Annotated in this window: 19 protein-coding genes and 1 pseudogene; 2 read left to right on the top strand and 18 right to left on the bottom strand. The window is 39.2% G+C overall.

What is annotated here, in order from left to right; translation table 11 throughout:
- Positions 1-118 precede the first annotated feature (118 nt).
- The 8 genes and pseudogenes from AC5KOD_RS05235 to AC5KOD_RS05200 form a co-directional block, all read right to left on the bottom strand.
- Entirely contained in the window at positions 119-853 is a 735-nt protein-coding gene (locus AC5KOD_RS05235) for a MurR/RpiR family transcriptional regulator (RefSeq protein WP_496913479.1), read from the bottom strand.
- Positions 854-1,805: 952 nt separating this feature from the next.
- On the bottom strand, positions 1,806-2,156 hold the full coding sequence (gene rbfA / locus AC5KOD_RS05230; protein ID WP_496913478.1) for a 30S ribosome-binding factor RbfA: 351 nt from the start codon (positions 2,154-2,156) through the stop codon (positions 1,806-1,808).
- A 21-nt stretch (positions 2,157-2,177) separates the two neighbouring features.
- Complete coding sequence (infB, locus tag AC5KOD_RS05225) at positions 2,178-4,874, bottom strand: translation initiation factor IF-2 (RefSeq protein WP_496913477.1); 2,697 nt, start codon at positions 4,872-4,874, stop codon at positions 2,178-2,180.
- Positions 4,875-4,886: 12 nt separating this feature from the next.
- On the bottom strand, positions 4,887-5,189 hold the full coding sequence (locus tag AC5KOD_RS05220; protein WP_496913481.1) for a YlxQ-related RNA-binding protein: 303 nt from the start codon (positions 5,187-5,189) through the stop codon (positions 4,887-4,889).
- Positions 5,189-5,482: an RNase P modulator RnpM gene (gene rnpM / locus AC5KOD_RS05215; RefSeq protein WP_496913476.1), complete on the bottom strand. Its 294-nt coding sequence runs from the start codon at positions 5,480-5,482 to the stop codon at positions 5,189-5,191. Before rnpM ends, AC5KOD_RS05220 begins: the two co-directional genes overlap by 1 nt.
- A gap of 230 nt (positions 5,483-5,712) precedes the next feature.
- A pseudogene (nusA, locus tag AC5KOD_RS05210) lies at positions 5,713-6,748 on the bottom strand (transcription termination factor NusA); the annotation flags it as partial.
- 26 nt (positions 6,749-6,774) lie between these two features.
- Positions 6,775-7,248, bottom strand: coding sequence for a ribosome maturation factor RimP (gene rimP, locus AC5KOD_RS05205; protein WP_496913475.1), 474 nt, complete (start codon positions 7,246-7,248; stop codon positions 6,775-6,777).
- A 158-nt stretch (positions 7,249-7,406) separates the two neighbouring features.
- Entirely contained in the window at positions 7,407-8,348 is a 942-nt protein-coding gene (locus tag AC5KOD_RS05200; RefSeq protein WP_496913474.1) for an L-lactate dehydrogenase, read from the bottom strand.
- A gap of 209 nt (positions 8,349-8,557) precedes the next feature.
- Between AC5KOD_RS05200 and AC5KOD_RS05195 the strand changes: the two genes are divergently transcribed.
- Positions 8,558-9,391, top strand: a complete 834-nt coding sequence (locus AC5KOD_RS05195) for a metallophosphoesterase (RefSeq protein WP_496913473.1) — start codon at positions 8,558-8,560, stop codon at positions 9,389-9,391.
- A gap of 45 nt (positions 9,392-9,436) precedes the next feature.
- Here the strand turns inward: AC5KOD_RS05195 and AC5KOD_RS05190 are convergent, their stop codons facing one another.
- From AC5KOD_RS05190 to uppS, 6 genes are all read right to left on the bottom strand, one after another.
- Positions 9,437-13,771 carry a PolC-type DNA polymerase III gene (locus AC5KOD_RS05190; protein WP_496913472.1) on the bottom strand — a complete coding sequence of 1,445 codons (4,335 nt, stop codon included), beginning with the start codon at positions 13,769-13,771 and terminating at the stop codon, positions 9,437-9,439.
- A gap of 157 nt (positions 13,772-13,928) precedes the next feature.
- On the bottom strand, positions 13,929-15,644 hold the full coding sequence (locus AC5KOD_RS05185; protein ID WP_496913471.1) for a proline--tRNA ligase: 1,716 nt from the start codon (positions 15,642-15,644) through the stop codon (positions 13,929-13,931).
- Between the two features lie 31 nt (positions 15,645-15,675).
- Positions 15,676-16,962, bottom strand: coding sequence for an RIP metalloprotease RseP (rseP, locus tag AC5KOD_RS05180; protein ID WP_496913470.1), 1,287 nt, complete (start codon positions 16,960-16,962; stop codon positions 15,676-15,678).
- Entirely contained in the window at positions 16,959-18,119 is a 1,161-nt protein-coding gene (locus AC5KOD_RS05175) for a 1-deoxy-D-xylulose-5-phosphate reductoisomerase (RefSeq protein ID WP_496913469.1), read from the bottom strand. Before AC5KOD_RS05175 ends, rseP begins: the two co-directional genes overlap by 4 nt.
- 107 nt (positions 18,120-18,226) lie before the next feature.
- Positions 18,227-19,033 (bottom strand): phosphatidate cytidylyltransferase, encoded by an 807-nt coding sequence (locus AC5KOD_RS05170; protein WP_496913468.1) that lies wholly within the window; start codon positions 19,031-19,033, stop codon positions 18,227-18,229.
- A gap of 1 nt (position 19,034) precedes the next feature.
- On the bottom strand, positions 19,035-19,862 hold the full coding sequence (gene uppS / locus AC5KOD_RS05165) for an undecaprenyl pyrophosphate synthase (protein WP_496913467.1): 828 nt from the start codon (positions 19,860-19,862) through the stop codon (positions 19,035-19,037).
- A 494-nt stretch (positions 19,863-20,356) separates the two neighbouring features.
- Here uppS and AC5KOD_RS05160 point away from each other — a divergent pair, with 494 nt between their 5' ends.
- Positions 20,357-20,491 (top strand): hypothetical protein, encoded by a 135-nt coding sequence (locus tag AC5KOD_RS05160; protein WP_496913466.1) that lies wholly within the window; start codon positions 20,357-20,359, stop codon positions 20,489-20,491.
- A 170-nt stretch (positions 20,492-20,661) separates the two neighbouring features.
- Here the strand turns inward: AC5KOD_RS05160 and frr are convergent, their stop codons facing one another.
- From frr to rpsB, 4 genes are all read right to left on the bottom strand, one after another.
- Positions 20,662-21,219 (bottom strand): ribosome recycling factor, encoded by a 558-nt coding sequence (frr, locus tag AC5KOD_RS05155; protein ID WP_496913480.1) that lies wholly within the window; start codon positions 21,217-21,219, stop codon positions 20,662-20,664.
- A gap of 3 nt (positions 21,220-21,222) precedes the next feature.
- Positions 21,223-21,945: a UMP kinase gene (gene pyrH / locus AC5KOD_RS05150; RefSeq protein WP_496913465.1), complete on the bottom strand. Its 723-nt coding sequence runs from the start codon at positions 21,943-21,945 to the stop codon at positions 21,223-21,225.
- Between the two features lie 143 nt (positions 21,946-22,088).
- A complete protein-coding gene (gene tsf, locus AC5KOD_RS05145) occupies positions 22,089-22,967 on the bottom strand; it encodes a translation elongation factor Ts (protein WP_496913464.1) in 879 nt (292 codons plus the stop codon).
- Between the two features lie 134 nt (positions 22,968-23,101).
- Positions 23,102-23,893, bottom strand: a complete 792-nt coding sequence (rpsB, locus tag AC5KOD_RS05140) for a 30S ribosomal protein S2 (protein ID WP_496913463.1) — start codon at positions 23,891-23,893, stop codon at positions 23,102-23,104.
- Positions 23,894-23,993: the final 100 nt, after the last annotated feature.

The raw sequence follows: 23,993 nt of genomic DNA, 5'->3' as shown, positions 1-23,993 counted from the left end.
TGTTTGGTTACTTTTATTTTAGCAAAAGTGTTCTTATTTTTGTACAACAAAATAATCCAGATGCCAATCAATTTGACTGGTATCTGGATTTTTCGTTTAGACTTATGTCCCAAGCTCATCACAATGCTTGTAATTGACGAACCCGATTAATAATTAACTCTAAGATAAAGACACAAGGAATTTGACTAGATAGATCATGATACACGTGTGAACGATCATGATGGCTTATATAATCCACATAATAGTCAGCTTTTTGAGCAAGTTTACTCGAAGAATCACTCGTTATCACAACCACTTTTGTATTAGTATCTGCTAACATTTGATTCGCAACATCCAACATTTCCACGGTGTTTCCTGAAACACTCAATATAAAAATAACATTCAATTTATCCTTATTAAGACGGGTCTTAAATGGATAGGTTCGATCCGTTAAGGAAAATGAATTAAATCCTAAATTAGCAATTTTTCGACTGGCATAACTACCAATTGCACCAGACGCACCAATTCCCATAAAAAGACTTGTACCAGATTGCAAAATCAACTCCGCACAATAATTAATTTTCAATTCTAAATCATTTTTAAAATTTTTACGATTGAGAATATCGAAATAATCATCTAATCCACTTGCCAATGGCGATGGCTTAACCGTTCCCTTTATGGCTAGTTTAAACTCTGGAAAAGAATCATAACCATTTTTTCGTATAAATCTCATGACAGATGTTGGAGAGGTGTGAGAGCCTTCTGCAATATCTCGAACACGCATATAAGCAATTTTATCATCATTATCAATAATAAATTGATAGATAGCGAGTTCAACTTCCGACAATTCACTCAGATTATCGTACTTAAACATTCATTCCCCTCCCACTCGTATTTCTTTATTATATCACAGCCAGTACGAAAAGGTCTCGTGCTTATCTTTGTAGAAAAGCACAATCCCACTACTTCTGCTGACCACATAACCTCTCATGAATGTCGGTATCATATATACTAAAATCTGTTGTTTAAAAGAACAACAGAGACAATGCGTGAAACCATCACGGATAGCTGTTTTTCCACAAATAAATCCACTTCTCAAGAACAGCCAATGTCATTGCTATCACTCGATTTTCAGATATTCACCCAATGGTTTAAGTAAAAGCTTTGAAAAGTAGAAACCCAAAATTGTGCGTGATACTATCACGCATATAATAACATAAATTAGAAGTACATGACTTCCTTAATGAAATAATTAGAGGCATAGACCTTGCTATATTTGAAAAATCCACTCCTCTGTTTAAAAGAACAACAGAGACAATGCATGAAATTATCACGCATAGCTGTTTTTTCACAAATAAATCCATTTCTTAAAAATAGCCAATTTCACTGCTATCACTCATTTTTCAGCTAATCGTCCTATGTTTTAAGTTGATTCTTTGAAAAGTAGAAACCCAAAATTGTGCGTGATAGCATCACGCATATAATAACACTTATTCCACTGAAAACTCTTCTTTTAAACAGCAAATTGACTGATAATTTTATGCAGCCATATTTTTTATCAATGCCTTATCAGTATTAATCCACTTAGCTATGAAAATTGTACATCTATTATAGCACTTAATCATCTGATTTAATTCCTTTTTTGAGAACAATTTAAAATTACACACTATCAGTCAAATCGGCTATCGTAAATTTGATAAACGTGATTAAATCGCGAATTTAAGCTTACTTCAGTAGGCTTTTGTGCAAATTTGAGCTCTGACTTTCAGTTTATTAATGATATCATAAAAAAAGAGAACAACCATTACAGTTGTTCTCTTCTGTTACTAATCATTCTTATTCATATTGCGAATTAATTCGTCAATCCGACTGCCATAAGCGACAGACGCATCACGCTCAAAAACTAATTCAGGTGTTTTATAAATCTGAAGTCTTTGGCCTAACTCTTTACGAATCAAACCAGTTGCTTTCTCCAATCCGGCTTGTGCCTTTTCGACATCAGATGCCTTGTCAGACAATGTACTATAATAAATAGTTGCTTGCTGCAAATCACCAGTCACACGAACATCCGTGATAGTAATGTCTTTGACACGAGGATCGCGAACGCGTTTTTGGAGAATATCATTCACTTCCCGCTGGACTTCTTGTGCAACTCTACGGTCTCGATATTTTACCATGATATTTCCTCACTTTCTCGCTTATTTACGTTTGATTTCAACCATTTCGAAGCCTTCAATAACATCATCAACTTTAATATCATTGTAATTTTCGATAGTTGCGCCACATTCAAAGCCCATCTTAACTTCTTTTGCATCATCCTTAAAGCGCTTCAAGCTTGATAACTTGCCTTCATGAATGACGATATTATCGCGAATCAAGCGGATACCACTATCACGCTTAATCACACCTTCAGTTACGTAACACCCTGCGATAGTTCCAACTTTAGAAACAGTATACGTTTCACGAATCATCATTTGACCCGTAATTTTCTCTTCGAATTCAGGATCTAGCATCCCTTTCATCGCCGTTTCAATTTCGTCAATCGCATTGTAGATGATTCGGTGAAGACGAATATCAACTTCTTCAGAATCTGCTTGTTGCTTCGCTTGAACTGTTGGACGAACGTTAAAACCAATGATAATCGCATTACTTGCTGCCGCTAGGGTAATATCACTTTCGTTGATCGCACCTACAGCCGAATGAACGATTTTAACTCGAACGCCTTCAACTTCAATTTTTTGTAAGCTAGCCGCTAAAGCTTCTGCAGAACCTTGAACATCGGCTTTAATAATGACATTAACTTCTTTTAATTCGCCTTCTTTAAGACTTTCAAATAAGTTATCTAATGTCACACGACTACCTAGTGCACGATGCTCTAACAACGCGCGTTTTGCACGTTCTTCACCTGCTGCACGAGCTGTTTTCTCATCCTCTAACACAACAAAACGATCTCCTGCTTGAGGCACATCATTTAGACCAGTAATTTCAACTGGTGTAGCAGGACCAGCTTCTTTATCGCGACGACCAATATCATTTGTCATCACCCGAACTCGACCAAAAGTATTTCCGACAACAATAGGATCACCAACACGGAGAGTTCCTTGTTGGACAAGCAATGTCGCTACAGGACCTTTTCCTTTATCTAGACGCGCTTCAATAACGCTACCGATAGCATTTTGAGTTGGATCAGCTTTTAGCTCTTGGACTTCAGAAACAAGTACAATCATTTCTAATAAGTCATCAATATTTTGACCAAACTTAGCTGAGATTGGCACAAAAATTGTATCGCCACCCCAGTCCTCTGGAATCAATCCGTGCTCACTTAATTGTTGCATCACATGATCAGGATTCGCTCCTGGCTTATCAATCTTGTTAACCGCAACAATAATTGGCACTTCTGCTGCTTTAGCATGGTTGATTGCTTCAATTGTTTGAGGCATAACCCCATCATCTGCAGCAACAACTAAAATTGTGACGTCGGTGATACTAGCACCACGTGCACGCATGCTCGTAAAGGCCGCATGTCCAGGTGTATCTAAGAAAGTAATAGTCTTTCCACCTGCTTCAATTTGGTAAGCCCCGATATGCTGAGTAATCCCACCTGCTTCACCTAGAGATACTTTAGTATTTCTAAGCGTATCTAGCAACGTGGTTTTACCATGGTCAACGTGTCCCATGATTGTTACCACAGGCGGACGAGTCACTAGGTTTTCTTCAACAATGGCTTCTTCTTCAAAGAATTTATCAATATCGGCCACATCAACTTGAACCTTCTCTTCAGCCCCAATACCATAATCGGCCGCTAACAATTCAATTGTATCTTTATCAAGGGCTTGGTTTTGGTTAACCATGACCCCCATCATAAATAGCTTTTTAATAATTTCTGCTGGCTCACGGAAGATTTTTTTAGAAATTTCCGCAACATTCATGCCTTCAGAATAGACTAAGATTTCTGGTAATTCTTTAAATTTACGTGGCGGAACAGCTGGCTTCGTTGATTCTGGGTAACGTTTGCCTTTTTTGCCCTTTTTGTTAAATCGATTACGGTTTTGATTATTATAACCGCCTTGTTGATTACCACGATAGTTACTACGGTTTTGATTGCCACCTTGACCTGAACCACTACGTTGATTCGTGGTATTTGTCCCTTGAGTCGCTGTTTGCCCTTGCGGACGACCTTGACTTTGACCTTGTGGGCGCTGGCTGTTTTGTCCTTGTGGACGATTTCCCTGTCCTTGGCCTTGTGGACGTTGGCCGTTTTGTCCTTGTGGACGATTACCCTGACCTTGTGGGCGTTGGCTGTTTTGTCCTTGTGGACGATTTCCCTGTCCTTGGCCTTGTGGACGTTGGCTATTTTGTCCTTGTGGACGATTTCCCTGACCTTGGCCTTGTGGGCGTTGGCTGTTTTGTCCTTGTGGACGATTTCCCTGACCTTGGCCTTGTGGGCGTTGATTAGACGTATTTTGTTTTGGACGACTTGCGCCACTTTGGTTAGTTTGCGTATTTCCAGTTGTAGGTTTATTTGTCATATTTTTAGTTTGATTTTCTGTACCGCCTGAACGCTGCGATGTCGTACTTCCTTTTCTTTTATCTAGATTTTGTTGTTGTGAGTGTGGCTTATTCCCTGTAGCTTGTGGACGTTGATTTCCGCCGTGAGCCTGATTCGGTTGATTATTTGCCACCTGTTTATTTGGAACTGGCTTGTTGGACTGCGCTGGCTGAGAGCTTTTCTTTGCCTGACCTCCGAAAGCACCACGTATTTTGGTTTCTTGATCAGCACTAATAGAGCCCATATGATTTTTTACGTCAATGCCAAGAGAATGTGCTCGATCAATAACCGCCTTACTCGATTGATCGATTTCCTTGGCTAATTCATAAATTCGTTTATTACCCATGCAATCACCTTCCTAACTTGATAATAACTCTTGTAACTTTTTAGCAAATCCTTGATCACGAACACCTATAATCATGCGGCTTCGGCCAATAGCATGGCTAATTTCCGCCTGAGTAAATTCCGTCACACAAGGAACATGATAATAAGAACTTTTATCTTGAATCTTTTTAATTGTGTTGTCACTAGCATCTGTAGCCACAAAAACAAGCTTAACTTTCTGGGCCCGAATGTCCGCTAAGGTCAATTCTTCACCAGAAATAAGTTTGCCAGCACGCATTGCCATGCCTAGTAAATTAAGGGCCTTTTGCCGTGTCATCATTTACCTAACAATTCCTGTCTGGCTTTTTGATGTGTGACATAGTCCAATAATTCTTGATAGAATTCATCAGTTAACGTTGCATCCAACACCCGATTTAAGAGTTGTTTATCCCAAGCTTTTTGCACCACTTCTGGTTCAATAGAAACATACGCTCCACGACCTGGCATCTTTCCACTTGGATCAATTGCCACAGCCCCTTCTTTCGAGCGAACAACACGGATCATTTCTTTTTTCGGCTTCATTTCACCTGAAACCACACATTTTCTTAAAGGAATTTTTCGCTGTTTCATCTCTATCGCCTCCTAGGATTAATCGTCGTTAACTAAATCTTCCGCAACCTGATCTGCAGATTCATAAAGGTCTTGATCGACCTCTTCCTCATACTCAAGTTCTTCTTCGATGGCGTCACTGATAGATTCATCTTCGATCGCTAACTCTTGTTCTTCGTATTCATCGACACTGTAGTCATCTGAAAGAATCTCTGACTCAACTACTTCTTCATCCACTAGTTGGTTGCGAATCTCTTCCATATCGGATTCAGATTTAATGTCGATTTTAAAATTAGTTAATTTTGCCGCTAAACGAGCATTTTGTCCTCGTTTGCCAATAGCCAGTGATAATTGATAATCAGGTACCACAACCGTACATGATTTTTCATTTTCTTCAAAAAAGACGTCAACAACTTGGGCAGGATTTAGTGCATTAGCAATAAAGATCGCTGGATCTTCACTCCACTCCACAATATCCATATTCTCACCCTTTAACTCATTAACAATTGCTTGCACACGCTGACCGCGAGGGCCGACACACGTCCCGACTGGATCAACATTCTCATCACGAGAGCGGACTGCTACTTTCGCACGGTCGCCAGCTTCACGAGCAATGCTGACAATTTCAACAATGCCATCATACACTTCAGGAATCTCTTGCTCAAATAATCGTTTCAACAAATCAGGATGACTCCGACTAACGAAAACTTGAGGTCCTTTAGATGTATTTTCGACTTTGGACACATAAACTTTGATTCGATCATGAGGTTGATACACTTCGTTAGGAATTTGATCTTGGCGAGAAAGAACCGCTTCGATTTTACCTAAGTTAACATAGATATAACGATTATCTTGGCGCTCGACAATTCCTTGCATGATATCATTTTCGTAGGCGCTAAACTCGTTATAAATAATGGTTCTTTCTGCTTCTCTCACTCGTTGCAAAATTACTTGCTTCGCCGTTTGAGCTGCAATCCGACCAAAGTCTTTTGGAGTGACTTCAAATCGAATTTTATCACCTAATTCGTAGGCCCCATTTAACAATAATGCTTCTTTTAAACTCACTTCTAATTGGGAATCCATGACTTCTTCTGTAACTTCTTTTACCGCATAAACATGAATATTGCCTTTTTTATTATCAAATTCAATTTCCACATTTTGAGCCTGTCCGTAGTGACGCTTGTAAGCAGACACGAGGGCTGCTTCTAAAGCTTCGATGACTATTTCTTTCGAAATGCCTTTTTCTACTTCCAATGCTTCTAGGGCATTCAACATTTCTTTACTCATTTTACTATGCCTCCGTTTGTCTTTATCTAGAACTGAATTGCTAATCTTGCCTTGGCAATATTTTTGCGTTCAAAGGTAATGTCTTTTTCTCTTGTTTTAATTTTAACTGTTAAGGTCAATTCTTCAGCGCTTAATGTTTTTAAAAAGCCGTTAAATTGTTTTTCCCCTTCAACCATCGAATAAAGTGAGACATGAATATACTCGCCAATGGCGTTTTCATAATCCGCTTCTTTTTTTAATGGTCGTTCAGCTCCAGGAGAAGAGACTTCTAAGAAGTATGCTTGAGGAATGGGATCTGGATTCATTAAATCCATCGCATCACTTAGCTTTTCACTAACTAATGCACATTCTTCGATATCAATGCCATTCGGTTTGTCAATAAAGACTCGTAGAAACCAGTTTTTACCTTCCTTCACGAACTCTAGATCTACTAACTCAAAGTTTTGCTCTTCTAAGATTGGCGTGACAACCTTCGTAACAGTTTCCACTACACTACTCAATCCATTCGCCTCCTTCATGGGAATCTGTTTCTCCATCAAAAAGAGTGAGCGTTGTGCGCTCACTCTCTCATCAAGTATCAATCTTTGAATATTATAACATGTTTTTTCTGAAAACTCAACCAAAGTATGATAGTATCAACTTTTTTCTAAGTTTTAGATTAAAATGAGTGAGTTTTAGCAAAATTTTGACGAATTACTTCGCAAGAATAATCAAATTGGGCTTGTTCCTCATCACTTAATTCCCAATTAACTATCTGTTCCACCCCGTTTTTGCCAACGATGGTTGGAACGGAGGCAAAGATACCTTCTTGTCCATACTGCCCGTCTAAATAGACTGAAACAGGCAAAATTTTTCGTTGATTGTGATAGATACTCTTCACCACTTCGACTAAAGCTGTCGCAATTCCAAATTCGGTTGAACCTTTTCCTAGCAACACTTGATAACCACCATCTTTTGTCTCCTGTAAAAGATGCTTATTATCCAAACTAGCCAAATCTTGAGTCGCCAAATAGGCAGACAACGGCTGGCCACTGATCGCCACATGGGACCAAGGTATCATAGCCGAAAAGCCATGCTCTCCCAAGCAAAACGCATTAATTGACTGACGATTTATATTCAAAATGTTGGCTAACTGGCTCTGTAGACGAGCCGAGTCTAACACACACCCTGTACTTAAAATTTGCTCTTTAGGATAGTTCAAATTAGCTTGAATATAGGTTGCTATGACATCTGCTGGATTAGAGATATTGATAATAAAACCATTAAAGCCACTGGCCTTTAACTGGGGCAAAACATCATCCAAAACCCCTACTAATTCTTCCAACTCATCTAGACGATCTTCACTGGGTCCAGAGGGAGGACCAACACATATAACCACACAATCAGCATCAACCAGCTGATCATACTCACCTGCAGAGACCTCAACATGATGGGGCAAATAGCTAACCGCATCACTGATATCTAAGGACTGAGCCAGAGCCTTTTCACGATCTGAATCAATCATCACCAGTTCATCTACTTCTCCCTGCATAGCTAAAGCAAACCCCACGTGTGAACCAACATGTCCTGTACCGATTATCCCAATTTTTCGTGTTTGCATGCACAACACCTCCATTTTAATTTTAGTACCTCTCTTAACTCTTAGAACATTTATAAATAATTATACACTATTAAACCATTTTGAGACTACTCATACAAAAATAAGAAAGATGGTTTCTTAATAATCAGTTAAATTTTAAATAAAGACATTGGTAATCACTTTGATACTCGCTATAATAACCTTTCAGCAATTGAAAGAAGGAACAACTAATGAAAAAACTTATCTTAATAGCCACGTTGCTTTGTATAGTAGGTCTATTCTGCCTTATAGGCTACTGGACTAATCGTCAATTAGAGGTTACCAATGAAAAAATTAAGATCAACGACTTGCCTGGTGCTCTCGATCAACTAAGCATTCTACATGTCTCTGATATCCATTATGGACATCTTCGCGTTTCTCAGAATAAACTCTTGTCAGCAGCAAAAGCTACTTCCCCAGATATCATTCTCGTAACAGGTGACACAGTTGACCGAACTGACGATGTCACGCAGTCTGGAATTCAAGGCCTGATTAACCAATTAGCTAAGATTGCTCCAACTTATGTTATTGAGGGTAATCACGAGCCTACTAGTGGGCAATACGAGGAGTGGCGACAACTCATGCTCGACTCTGATGCCACCTTACTTGAAAATCAAGTAACAACTATTACTCTCAACGGGTCTCCTCTCACCTTAATTGGTTTAATGAATAATGTTACTGATTTACCCGCTGAGAAAAAAATCAAGATTAATAAAGAACAACCAGCTTTAATTCTCGCCCATCATCCAGAAAACTTTGCTGATTATGTTGCCAACTTTGCTTCTTATCCAGTCAAAGCCATTTTATCTGGTCATGCTCATGGCGGTCAGGTTCGCCTTCCTTTCATAGATGGTCTTTTAGCCCCGAATCAGGGCTGGCTACCTCACTATACCAATGGTAGATATACAAGCGACAAAAAGCCAGAAACAACCCTTTTTGTCAGTCGTGGTTTAGCTAATAGCTCATTTCCTTTCCGAATCAATAATAAGCCACATCTAATTAGCCTAACCTTAACAAAAAAATAAGAAGAGGAGCCTGACAAAAAAGTCAGTGCTTCTCTTCTTATTTTTTTATAACATGTCAAACAATGATAATTGATTCTCATCAGGTAAACCATCTAGAACACCATTTTCCGTCATATACTCAATTAATGTTTTAGAAACTTTTCCTCGAGTCGCTAAATCTTCTTTTGATAAAAATTCTTGCTCTTCACGAGCAATCATAATTTGTTTTGCCACGTTTCCACCTAAACTCGGAACCGCTCTAAAAGGAGCAATTAACGTCTTGCCTTCTATCACAAAATTCTCTGCATCAGATTTATACAAATCAATCATTCCAAAGTTATAGCCACGCTCAATCATTTCGTTACACAATTCTAACACGGTCAACAGATTTTTTTCCTTCGTTGAGGCTTCCATTCCTTTGTCGGTTATCTCTTTCATTCGCGCTTTAACTGCCTCTTTCCCTTGAGCCATCGCGACTAAATCAAAGTCGTCCGCCCGAACAGAGAAATAGGCCGCATAATAAAGAATCGGGTAATACACTTTAAAGTAAGCCACACGTAAGGCCATCAAAACATACGCTGCCGCATGGGCCTTAGGAAACATATACTTAATTTTCAAACACGAATCAATGTACCACTCTTGAATACCCGCAGCACGCATATCTACTTGCCAATCATCTGGGATTCCTTTCCCCTTACGAACACTTTCCATGATCTTAAAGGCTAAGCCATCTTCTAGTCCATTATGAATTAAATAAACCATGATATCATCCCGACACCCAATTACTTGAGCAAGAGTTTGTTTGCCTTGACGAATCAATTCTTCCGCGTTCCCTAACCAAACATCCGTCCCGTGGGATAAACCAGAAATTTGTAGTAACTCTGCGAAAGTTGTTGGATGAGTTTGCTCCAACATTCCACGAACAAATTTTGTCCCAAACTCAGGAATCCCCAATGAACCTGTCTTAGAATAGATCTGATCTGGTTCTACTCCCAATACTTGAGGGCCAGAAAAAATCCGCATAACTTCAGGGTCATCTGTAGGAATTGTTTTTGGATCAATACCAGATAAATCCTGCAACATCCGAATAACGGTTGGATCATCATGCCCCAGAATATCTAGCTTCAAAACATTGTCATGAATTGAGTGAAAATCAAAGTGAGTCGTTTTCCAATCGGCGTTCTGATCATCCGCTGGATATTGAATCGGCGTAAAGTCATAGACATCCATATAATCGGGGATAACAATAATCCCCCCCGGATGCTGACCTGTCGTCCGCTTTACTCCTGTCGCCCCTTTAGCAAGGCGATCAATTTCAGCATTGCGGAGATTCATATTATTGTCTCGCTCATAACCTTTTACAAAGCCATAAGCTGTCTTGTCCGCAACCGTTCCAATTGTACCAGCCTTATAGACATACTCATCACCAAATAAATCTTTTGTATACTCATGAGCCTTCGCTTGATAATCTCCTGAAAAGTTTAAATCAATATCGGGAACCTTATCTCCATGAAAGCCCAGAAACGTTTCAAAAGGAATATCATGGCCATCTTTAAACAAACGAACATCACATTCTGGACATTGTTTTTCAGGTAAATCAAACCCTGAACCGATCGATCCATCCTCAAAAAATTCAGTGTACTGACACTTTGGACAGCGATAGTGAGGTGCCAGAGGGTTAACCTCTGTGATCCCTGTCATAGTGGCAACAAAACTAGAACCAACCGAGCCACGAGACCCAACTAAATAGCCATTTTCCAAACTTTTATGCACTAATTTTTGTGAAATCAAATAGATAACTGAGAACCCGTTACCAATAATACTGTCGAGTTCCTTTTTCAAACGCTTCTCAACAATATCAGGTAGAGGTTCGCCATACAACCGTTTTGCTTCATTGTAACTCAGATCAGTAATTTCTTGCTCAGCACCTTCGATTTTAGGTGTATACAAGTCTGTTTTAACTGGGGTAATGTCTTCAAACCAGCCTGCAATCAGTAAACTATTATCAACAACTACTTTTTGAGCTAACTCTGTACCAAGAAACTCAAAATCTGCTAACATCTCATCTGTCGTTCTAAAATGAACATCAGGCAAAGAATGGCGATTTAGAGGATTCGCTCCCCCCATTGAATTAACCAAAATCTTTCGGTATATCGCATCCGTCTTATCAATGTAATGAACATTTCCCGTTGCGACAACAGGCTTATCGAGTTCGTCACCAATTTTAACTAAATTACGAATAATTTCTTCCAAATCAGCTTCATTTTTAACTAACTCCTGTTCTAACAGATGAGAATACACTGGCTTCGGCATTATTTCAATGTAATCATAAAATTTCGCACGATTTTTCGCTTCTTCAATCCCTTTTTGCATCATCGCTTCAAAAATTTCCCCACCGCTACAGGCAGAACCAATCACTAAGCCTTCACGCAATTTACTTAATTGAGAGCGTGGGATTCGTGGTATTCGGTAATAAAAATCAATATTAGACATAGAAATCAGCTTAAATAGATTTTTCAATCCATCTTGAGTCGTTGCCATGATTGTCGCATGAAAAGGTCTTGCTCTTTTATAAGAGTCCCCTTCTCCAACATGCTCATTTAATTCATCATGAAAATTGATATCATGTTCATCTTTCGCTTTTTTCAAGAATATCCAACATAGGTGACCTGTCGTTTCTGAATCATAGACAGCTCTATGATGCTGTTCTAACCCAACACCATATTTCTTAGCCAGCGTATTTAAACGATGACTCTTCCAATCTGGATGAAGGAAACGAGAGAGCTCCAGCGTATCAATCACCGAGTTAGGGGCTTCCGGAATATCATATTTTTCATAACTAGTATTTAAGAATCCCATATCAAAACTTGCATTATGGGCAACAAGAATATCCTCTGCACAAAACTCACGAAACATTTTCAAAACTTCTTCTTCTGACTTAGAGTTACGCACCATATCATCGGTAATTCCCGTCAAGTTAATCGTTGTTTGAGAAAGTGGATGGCCTGGGTTAATAAATTGTTCAAAGGTATCAATGACGTTTCCTTTGTGCATTTTAACAGCTGCTAACTCGATAATCGTGTCATAAACAGCTGACAAACCAGTTGTCTCAACATCAAATACCACATAAGTTGCATCAGTTAATTCAATATGTCGCGAGTTGTAAGCAATCGGCACGCCATCATCAACCACATTGGCTTCGATCCCGTATAAAATTTTAATGCCATGCTTCTTACCCGCTCCATGAGCATCTGGAAAAGCTTGAGCACCAGCATGGTCCGTAATAGCCACAGCTGGCATCCCCCACTTAGCAGCTTGAGCTACTAAATCACTCGCACCATTGACCGCATCCATCGTACTCATGTTGGTATGCAAGTGTAATTCCACGCGCTTTTGTCCCTCTGGTGCCAAATCTTTACGACCCGCTTTTTTAACTTCCATTAAATCTCGACCATTCATAACCAAATCCTTCATGAATGTGTCTTCCTGAACCCCGCCACGGACTCGTAGCCAGCTCCCTTTTTTAATCGCAGCAAACACGGCTTCATCTTGAGCACCATTAGAAAATTTCTTAACTGCAAAAGAAGACGTATAGTCAGTTAACTTCACAATTAGAATTTGACGGCCAGAGCGCAAATCACGAACTTCCACATCGAAAACATACCCTTCAATCACCACACTGCGTTCTTCATCAATAATCGCGTTCATCGGTGTGATTGGCTCATCATTATTAATTTGACGACCCATTTGAACTGGCCCCTCTAAAGCAGGTGCTTCCGTTTTCTTCTGTTGTTTTAATTGTTCATTTTTTTCAATTGCGGCAGCAGCCTCTTCCATCATTCGCTCTTGCTGTTCCTGCTGACGAATCGCAAAGGCTTGCCGATTTTCTTCAGCCTTTTCCACATTTACTCTAGGATCAATGCGAAACTTTGGAAACCCAAAATCTTGATAAGCAAGTTCAACTGCCGGTAAATACTGCTGTTTCAAATAGCTAATAATCCCTTCATTATCAACCAAAATAACAATTCGGTCATCGTCAATAAAAGGCAATTGATCTTTAAGTGCCCCATTCACGATAGCTTTATTACATTGAGCATTATTCACTCCTAGAGCCCAGTAATCCTTCAACTGAGCATCTGTATAAATTGACTCAGTCGTTAAGATATGTAAGCGAATTGACGCAATCGACTCAAAGGCCATCGTCAGTTTTTGACTCAGTAATGAATACAACTTAATTGGTAAAATCTCAGGAAAGCGAAGATAAAACTCCCAAACTCGACTTTGTTTATGGACAATTACTTTTTCAACCGCACCTTGACGAATGAGCGAATCGTTCCGCATTGTTTCATCCAAATTCATTTGATCAACTAATTTTGCAAATAATTCTTGCGGGTTTAACACACTTTAACCTCCTCCTGAAAAACGTTGTCAGCAACTTTGGCTTCAAACGCCCTTAACAGAAAGAGACACTCAACAAAAGATTTGCTGAGATGCCTCTTTTACATTCCTATTATACTCTTTTTTTAGCAGTTTTTCCAACCAGAATAATCCCTGTTAATTAATCAGTGCTCTCTGGATTTAGTAAAATACTCAATGTACTTGCTAGCTCATCCTTGCGAACTTCCAGCGTTTCACCTGTTTGGCGAATCTTCACTTCAACAATACTGTCGACTGCTTTTTTCCCAATTGTAATTCTAATCGGCAAGCCAATCAAATCAGCATCCTTGAATTTAACACCTGGTCGTTCTTTTCGATCATCAATCAGAACTTCATAGCCAGCTTGAACCATCATTTCTTCAATTTCATTGGTTAATTTCATTTGATACTCATCTGCTGTATTGATTGGCACCACATGCAAATCAAAAGGGGCTATTCCTTTCGGCCAGTTCATACCATCATCATCTGCATTCTGTTCCACTATTGCTGAAACTAAACGGCTAACACCAATTCCATAACTTCCCATGGTAACTAAAACATCTCGACCATTTTCATCTAAAACAGTCGCCCCCATTGCTTCACTGTAACGAGTTCCCAATTTAAAAATATGACCAATTTCAATCCCCTTAGTAAATTGCAAAACCCCTTCACCATCTGGCGAAAGATCTCCTTCTTGAGCAAAACGAATGTCCTCATAAGCAACTGGCTCAAAATCTCGCCCTGGATTAACATTAAGCAAATGATAGCCTGTTTCGTTAGCTCCAACGACTGCATTTTCCATATCTTTCACATATAGATCGGCTATTACTTTAACCGTCTCAGGTAAATCAACAGGTCCAATCGAACCAAAATCAGCTCCCAGCGCTTCGACAGCTTCTTCTGGTGTCGCTGGTTCAACAACACTTGCTTTCAAATAATTTTTTAACTTAACGTCATTTACTTCATGATCTCCTCTGACTAACGCTAAAACCAATTCACCATCTGCGGAAAACAAGACTGATTTAATTGTTTGTTGAATATCCTTCCCTAAGAAATTCACAACTTCCTCAATCGTTCCAACATTTGGAGTCGCAACTTTTTCCTTCTCCAAAATTGTGGTATGAGCATTAGGGGCTACATAAAGACTCGTTGCCATCTCTAAATTTGCTGCATAATCACTCTCTGACGAATAACAAATAGTATCTTCGCCGACATCTGCAATCGCCATAAACTCTTTCGAATCACTGCCGCCCATCGCACCACCATCGCCAATAATTGCCCGAAAGTTTAATCCACAGCGCTCAAAAATACGGGTATAAGCTTTTTCATATAGACGATAACCTTCATCCAAGCTTTCTTCAGACGAATGAAAAGAATAACCATCCTTCATGATAAACTCACGACCTCTTAATAATCCGAAACGTGGACGTTTTTCATCGCGATACTTCGTTTGAATCTGATAAAGTGACAGTGGTAGACGTTTATATGAGGCAATTTCATTCTTAATTAAATCAGCAAATGTTTCCTCATGAGTTGGCGCCAAAATAAACTCACGGTTATGACGGTCATGCAATTTCATTAGTAACGGACCATAGGTGTCATAGCGACCTGATCTTTCCCATAACTCTGCGGGAACTATTGCTGGCATCAGCATCTCCACTGCTTCAATTGCCTCAAATTCCTCACGCATAATTTGTTTGATTTTTTCAAGTACTCGAGTCGCGAGCGGCAAATAGCTATATACACCACTTGTCACTTGACGAATATACCCCGCTCTGACCAACATCTGATGGCTCACTACTTCAGCATCATTCGGAACTTCCCGTAATGTAGGAATTAACATTTTTGACTGTTTCATTTAGCAAAATCTCCTTTTCCAACCCTAACTTTTATCTAAAGAAAAACCGCATAATATCATTCCAGGTCACTAAGACCATCAAAATCATAATAACCGCAAACCCAACAATGGTAATTTTCCCTTCACTTTCAGGACTCAACGGTTTTCGGCGAATCCCTTCAACAATATTTAGCACCAACTTACCGCCGTCCAAAGCTGGAATTGGTAACAAATTCATGATCCCCAAATTGATACTTAACATTGCCATAAAATTCAGGATAACAATAAACCCTTCGTTCGCAACTTGTGATGATAGTTGAAAAATCATCACTGGGCCACCTAACTTATTTAAACTAAAGCCAAAGATCAAATCCTTAACTGCTAAGATTAAGACCGTCGTACTTGCAATGGTTTTCGCTACTGCTGCTTTAAATTTCTCGCCAAAAGACAACTTAGTAAACTTAGTCCCACTTTGAATACCGATCATCACTTTTGAACTACCATCTTCCTGCTTTTGTTCCTTTGGTGTCATCATCACTTTTTCTTCTTTGCCTTGACGTTCAACAACCACCTCAACCTCTTGGTTTTTATGCTTATCTACTGCTGCAACAACCTCTTCAAAAGTGGTAATTTTTTCACCATCAATCGCGACAATTCTATCATTTGGTTTTATCCCTGCTTTATCAGCGATTCCGCCTTTCGCCACACCAGCAATCAAACTACTTGAATCTGGCTCACTCATCCCACCTTGCATAAACATAATCAATGTGAAGATAACAAAAGTCAAAATCAAATTGAACAGTGGACCCGCTAGATTCGTCAAAAATCGTTTGTAAAGCTTAGCCGATTGAAATTGAACATCCTTCGGCGCAATTCTGACCTCCGTACCATCGGCTTCTATAATAGAAGCATCATGATCTACGCTGTAGCGCATCTCCTGATCCTCATCACCATTGACGTACCCTTTAATAAATAACTCTTCTTCTAAATCAAATTGAATCACTTCAATCGGCACACTATTTGGCAGCTGTACTTTGTTACTTGTATTGATACGTGTTACCACATGTTGCTCGTTCAATTCCAATGATATTGGCTGTCCAGGAGTTATTTCGACTTCCTCTTCACCAAGTCCGGCCATTCTTACGTAACCACCAATTGGCAGTAAACGCAATGTATAAGTGGTGCCGTCCTTTCCGCGATGGGCAAATAATTTAGGCCCCATCCCAATTGAAAACTCCCGAACTAAAATTCCTGACCACTTAGCAAATAGAAAGTGCCCTAATTCATGAACAATCACAATCACACAAAAAACAAAGATAAATGTTAAAATAGTTTTCATCTGCACTCTCCTTCCTTTATTTTATTGTACACAATTTGTCTTACTCGTTGATCCTCTGCTAACAATTGCTCCAAACTCAACACTCTTTGACTTTGATAATCAGCAACCGCTTGTTGAACATAATACTCAATAGCCAAATAACTAATACGCCCCTTTAAAAAAGCCGCAACCGCTACTTCATTCGCGGCATTAAAAGCCGTCGGCATAGTCCCACCTACTTGACCTACCTCATAAGCTAGCTTAAGTAATGGAAATCGCTCTGTATCCATCTCCTCAAACTGCAAGTTACCAATAGTTGCCAAATCAAAGGCTTTCTTCGGCTTTATCAGTAAACGCTGCGGATAGGTTAACGCATACTGAATAGGCTCTCGCATGTCACTCGCTCCTAATTGAGCTAAATAGGCACCGTCTTCCATGACAATCATTGAGTGAACAATACTTTGACGATGTAAAACAACTTTTATTCTATCATAATTCACGTCAAACAACCATCTTGCTTCGATAACTTCTAACCCTTTGTTCATCATCGTCGCAGAATCAATCGTGATTTTAGACCCCATAGCCCAATTCGGATGTGCTAAAGCCTCTGCAACAGTCACTGTTCTAAGCTGATCACGAGAATAATCACGAAAGCTCCCTCCTGATGCGGTCAAAAGTAACTCTGCCACATTTTCACGAGGTTGCCCTTCTAAACATTGAAAAATCGCTGAATGCTCGCTATCTACAGGTAATAACTTGACACGATTCCTAGCTGCTGCTGCCATGATTAATTCACCACCCATGACTAGCGTTTCTTTATTAGCTAACGCAATCTCTTTACCTGCTTCGATCGCAGCTAAAGTCGGCTCAAGTCCAACACTTCCCATAATTCCCGTTAAGACCATCTCAACTTCAGAAAGCCGTACAGCTTCTTTCAACCCTTCCACTCCATAGCCGACAGTCACATGTGGAAATTCTTTCTCCAGAATTAAAGCCAGCTCTTCTGACCCTACGGCCACATAATCAGGTTGAAATCGTTCAATTAATTGGCGACCACGTGTCATGTTTTGATTAAAAGAAAGAGCGACTAATTGAAAACGGTCTGGATAAGCAGTGATTACCTCAACTGCGCTACTACCAATTGATCCAGTCGCACCTAATAAACATATTTTTTTCATACAACTACTCCTTGCTTTAAAACTATGTCACTCACTAAGTAGACAAAATAAGGCTGGAACAAAAGGGTTCCAGCACTTCTGAGTTTTTCCTAAATTAAACTGATTCTTTAAAAAATACCTAAAAGATGCATCACGGGAAAAACAAATAGCATACTATCAAAACGATCTAAGATTCCCCCATGTCCTGGTAATATCTTCCCAGAGTCTTTCACGCCATAGTGCCGTTTAAAAGCCGATTCAACAAGGTCGCCCATTTGGCCCACGACTGAGAAAATAACTGTGAAAAGCAACATTACCCACATATCATAGCCAAAATAAGTCTTAGCTGAGAAAAAAGCAAAAAAGATTGCTGCAAAAACAACTGCACAAAGTATCCCTCCGATTGACCCCTCTAATGTTTTATTAGGTGAAATCGCAGGTGCTAGTTTCCGTTTACCAAATTGCCGGCCGATCATATAGGCACCAATATCAGTCGCCCAAACAACAATTAACCCATAAATTAAAATAGTTAAATCTGCTGTTGCACCTCGCGCTAATAAAAAGCTTTTGAACCCCATTCCTACATATAGACTAGTCAATATTGGAAAAGCCGCTTCATCAAAGGTGTATGTATTTCGTGAAAATACTGCAGCCGTTAATAGTACCATCACGATCACATAAAACAAGATATAGGTATCAGCTTTCTCTGGAAGAAAGAAAAACCAAGTATCTCGCGGTAAAACAAGTGTAACTGCTCCAAGAGCAGCCAAAACCCCTTCAAAGCTAATCAATTCTAGCCCCTTCATTTTGAATAATTCATGTACGCCAACAACGGCTAAAGCTGCTGCTGTTAATTGAATTGCAATCCCTCCATAAATAATAACGGGGATAAATAAGGCCAAGGCAATAACTGCCGTGATAACACGTTGCTTCATTCTAACTTTCTCCTTCTTCCACTGTCACATCATCACTCTCTTTTGTTTCAATTAAGCCACCAAACCGCCGATTGCGCTGCTGATATGATGCTAAAGCTTGCTCTAAATGAACTTCATCAAAATCAGGCCAGAGAGCCTCGGTGAAAAATAACTCACTATAGGCAATTTGCCAGAGTAAAAAATTACTAATTCGTTCTTCTCCACTCGTTCGAATTAATAAATCAGGATCTTGTAGCTCACTACCAAGAGATGCCGTCATTAATTGTTCAGAAAAAAGCTCTTCAGTAATCTCCTGCCCAGCCAATTCACCTTTTGCTGCTCGCTGCACCAAATTGTTAACCGCTGTTAATATCTCAGCACGACTACCATAATTCAACGCAAAATTCAAAATCATTCCAGTGTTATTCTTTGTTTGATCCATCGCATCCGCTACAGCTTTTTTGGTATGTTCAGGTAAAAATTCAGTATACCCCATCACGTTGACTTTGACATTTTCAGCAATTAACTCTGGAACAAAGGCATCAAAAAATTCAACAGGCAACTGCATTAAATAATCCACTTCATCTGTCGGTCTTTTCCAATTTTCTGTTGAAAAAGCATACAATGTTAGGACCTTCACTCCCAAACGACTTGCTTTTTTTGTTATTTTTTTGACATTATTCATGCCTTCTTTATGACCCGCAACTCGTGGTAAACGACGATTTTGAGCCCAACGACCATTACCATCCATAATAACGGCAACATGAGCTGGAATCTCTCCATCTTGATCCAGAGTCCACTCCATATTAGTATTAACGTATTTTTCTTTCTGAGGAAATAGACGAAACATCATAAGCCTCCCTTTATAAACTTTATACTCTTTATCATTGTAGCAAAGTATAGAATAAAATCCTATTAAAAGAACGTATTATCAGTGATTTATCTGTAAGAATGACAGAAATTTAAGCAATATTTTATACTTTTTCAATTACACAACATCCTATTGACAAATAAAGCGGTTACCTGTTAGAATGAATGCAGAAATATGTGCCGATAAGGAGGCTTTAGAAAAGTGATTATTAAGACAAAATCTGCCAGTCAACATAATTAATTGATTATAGCTTTACCTTGCATGGGTAAAGTATGCGGAAAAACTCTTAATTCGACCTTTCTATTATCGTGACTGATGGTTTATTTTATCTAGTCTTGTCGAATATTTTGGCACATAAAAAGTTGAGGCATAGTCTATTCCTACACCTTCGTATAAGTGTGTGGCAATGTCTCATTCTCCTAGTTTCTTCCGCCCCATGGTATTAGCTATAATCATACGAAAGGATGTTTTGTATGAGCAAGCTAAATATGAATCGACAGCGGAACCATAAGCAAGTAGTTGCAACTAAACTTAACCACAAAAAAAAATACGTCAAAGAGCCACTAAAGAACCAACAAGTAGCATTTAAGCGTAACTTAAAAAAATAACCTAAGATAATCCTAAGGGGACTGTACCAAAACCCTTTTGTTCCGAATACTCTGTCAATTTCACTCCCTAAAACAATGGGGAGTAAGAAGACTTTTGGAACACATTTATCTTATAATATGCGTAAAACAAAGTGAAGGATGGGACATATGTCCCATCCTTCACTTTGTTTCTATACGTCTAATAATTCAGTTTCTTTAGCCGCAGTAATTTTATCAATTGCCTTCGTGCTAGCATCAGTTAGCGTTTGAACATCTTGTTCTAATGTCCGTAACTCATCTTCTGAAATTTCTTTTGCTTTTTCTTTTTTCTTCAATTCATCAATGGCATCACGACGTACATTACGCACAGCGACTTTAGCACTCTCAGCATATTTGCCAACTTCTTTAGCTAAGTCTTTACGACGATCTTCCGTTAATTGCGGGATAACCAAGCGAATCACATTACCATCATTTGCTGGCGTAATGCCAATATCACTTTGATTGATTGCTTTTTCAATATCTTCAATTGAATTTTTATCAAAAGGCGTGATCATTAACACTCGCGCTTCAGGAATTGTAATTGACGCTAAGGCATTTAGTGGTGTTGGAGCACCATAATACATTACTTGAACCCGATCTAAAAGACTCGCATTAGCACGTCCTGCTCTGATTTGTCCTAACTCACGTCCCAAGCTTTCCTCTGCCTTGACCATTCTTTCCTTTGTTGTTGCTAATAGTTCCTTGACCATCATTTATTTCCCCCTTACTGTTGTACCGATATTCTCACCTAAGCAAACACGTTTAATGTTCCCTCGTTGATTTAAATTGAAAACAACCAATGGAATATCATTATCCATACTTAAAGAACTTGCCGTAGAATCCATCACAGCCAACCCTTTTGAGATAACATCAAGATGCGTTAATTCTGTAAACTTAGTCGCATCCGCATCATGCTTAGGATCCGCTGAATAAACTCCATCCACGTTATTTTTAGCCATTAAAATAACATCTGCATTAATTTCAGCTGCTCTTAAAGCTGCTGTCGTATCTGTAGAAAAATACGGGTTACCCGTACCAGCCGCGAAAATGACGACACGCCCTTTTTCTAAATGGCGAACGGCACGACGACGAATATAAGGCTCTGCAATTTGACGCATATCAATTGACGTTTGAACACGAGTTGGCACACCTAAATTTTCTAGAGTGTCTTGTAATGCTAAGGCATTCATGACGGTGGCTAACATTCCCATATAATCTGCTTGGGCACGTTCCATTCCCATCTCAGCGCCTATCGTACCACGCCAAATGTTTCCTCCACCTACTACAATCGCAATTTCAATTCCCAATTCATGAACTTCTTTAATCTCTTTGCCAATCTCTTCAATTGTTGGGGGCTTTATGCCAAAGCCTTCATCACCAGCAAGCGCTTCACCACTTACTTTTAAAATAACTCGCTTATATTTAGGTTCAATCATCAATATTACCTCCGTTTATCCTACTATCCTATTTTATCACAGTTTACTGAATCCGAACATGTCGTAGCCAAATTTGCCTAAAAAAAGGGAGCGCAACCCATCACAGTTGCGTTCCCAACTGTCCAACTCTTACAGACAGTTAATTATTTCATTTGATTTTTCACTTCATCAGCAAAGTTTTCTTCACGCTTCTCGATACCTTCGCCAACTTCAAAACGAGCGAAAGATTTAACTGTCGCGTTTTTAGTTGCTACAAATTTAGCAACAGTTGTATCTGGATCTTTAACAAACGGTTGGTCAACTAAACTAATTTCAGCTAAGAATTTTTGTAAACGACCGCCAACCATTTTCTCAACGATATTAGCTGGTTTGCCTTCGTTCAATGCTTGCTCTGTTAAAATATTTTTTTCATGCTCTAACACATCAGCAGGTACATCTTCACGAGTAACGAAACGAGGGTTAATTGCTGCAACGTGCATTGCAACGTCTTTTGCCACAGCTTCATCAGTTGTTCCATCTAAAGTTACCAATGAAACAATTGTGCCACCATTATGTAAGTAAGCTCCAAATGCTTGATTATCTGTTTTTTCAGCTAATTCAAAACGACGGAAACTAATTCTTTCGCCAATTTTAGTTGTTGCTTCTAAAACAATTGTTTCAATCGTGCCATTAGGCGTTTCGATTGCTAAAGCTTCTTCCATATTAGCAGGTTTGTTTTCAGCTACTAATTGAGCAATTTCCTTAACTAACTCTTGGAACATATCGTTTTTAGCAACAAAGTCTGTTTCAGAGTTAACTTCAACAATAGCAGCCACATTTCCATCAATGTAAACATTCGCTAAACCTTCAGCAGCAATACGGTCGCCTTTTTTAGCAGCTTTCGCCATTCCGTTTTCTCTTAAATAATCTACCGCTTTATCCATGTCTCCATCAACTTCAACTAAAGCACGTTTAGCATCCATCATTCCAACGCCAGTCGCGTCACGTAATTCTTTTACCATAGCAGCACTAATTTTCGCCATTATCTTGTTACCTCCTAGTTATTATATACCTTTATCTGTCTCTTACATTTCAAAAAACTGCCTCAAAGGAGGTCTGGGCTACTTAGTTTCGCCAACGGATCAATAGCCTTTGAGACAGTTTCAATTTTTAAGTCTTATTCAGCAGCGTTGTCGCCTTCAACTACTTCAACAATTTCTTCAATTGAAGTTGCTTCTTCTACAACAGCTTCTTCAGCTACAAATGTTTCTTCCACAACTTCATCTTCACCTTGACGACCTTCGATGATTGCATCAGCCATTTTACCTGCAATTAATTTCACAGCGCGAATAGCGTCATCGTTTGATGGAATAACAACATCGATCTCATCTGGATCACAGTTAGTATCAACCATTGCAACGATTGGAATATTTAATTTATGAGCTTCTTGGACTGCAATACGTTCTTTACGAGGGTCAACAATAAATATTACGTCTGGAATTCTAGGCATATCAGCGATACCACCCAAGAATTTTTCAAGACGGTCGCGTTGTTTGTTTAAACCAGCAACCTCTTTTTTAGGAAGTAAGTCGAATACGCCATCTTCTTCCATTTTGTTGATTTCTTTCAAACGTGCAATACGTTTTTGGATTGTATCCCAGTTAGTTAAAGTTCCACCCAACCAACGGTGGTTTACATAGTATTGACCAGCGCGGATAGCTTCATCTTTAATAGCTTCTTGAGCTTGTTTTTTTGTTCCTACGAATAAAGCAACCCCGCCATCTTCAGCAACGTTCTTCATGTAGTTGTATGCATCATCAGCAAGACGTACAGTTTTTTGTAAGTCGATGATGTAGATACCATTTCTTTCTGTGAAGATGTATTTCTTCATTTTTGGGTTCCAGCGACGAGTTTGATGTCCAAAATGTACACCAGCTTCTAATAGCTGTTTCATTGAGATTACTGCCATGTTGTGTTTCCTCCAATTTGGTTTGTATTTTCCTCTCTTAAGTTCTACTGTGTGAAGAACTCTAGTCAACTAGAGCACCGCTCCACGCATCCCTTAAGAT

Source organism: Vagococcus sp. WN80Y (assembly GCF_059621045.1).
Note: the sequence above shows the minus strand (reverse complement) of the source record. Positions and strands in the feature narration are given on the sequence as shown.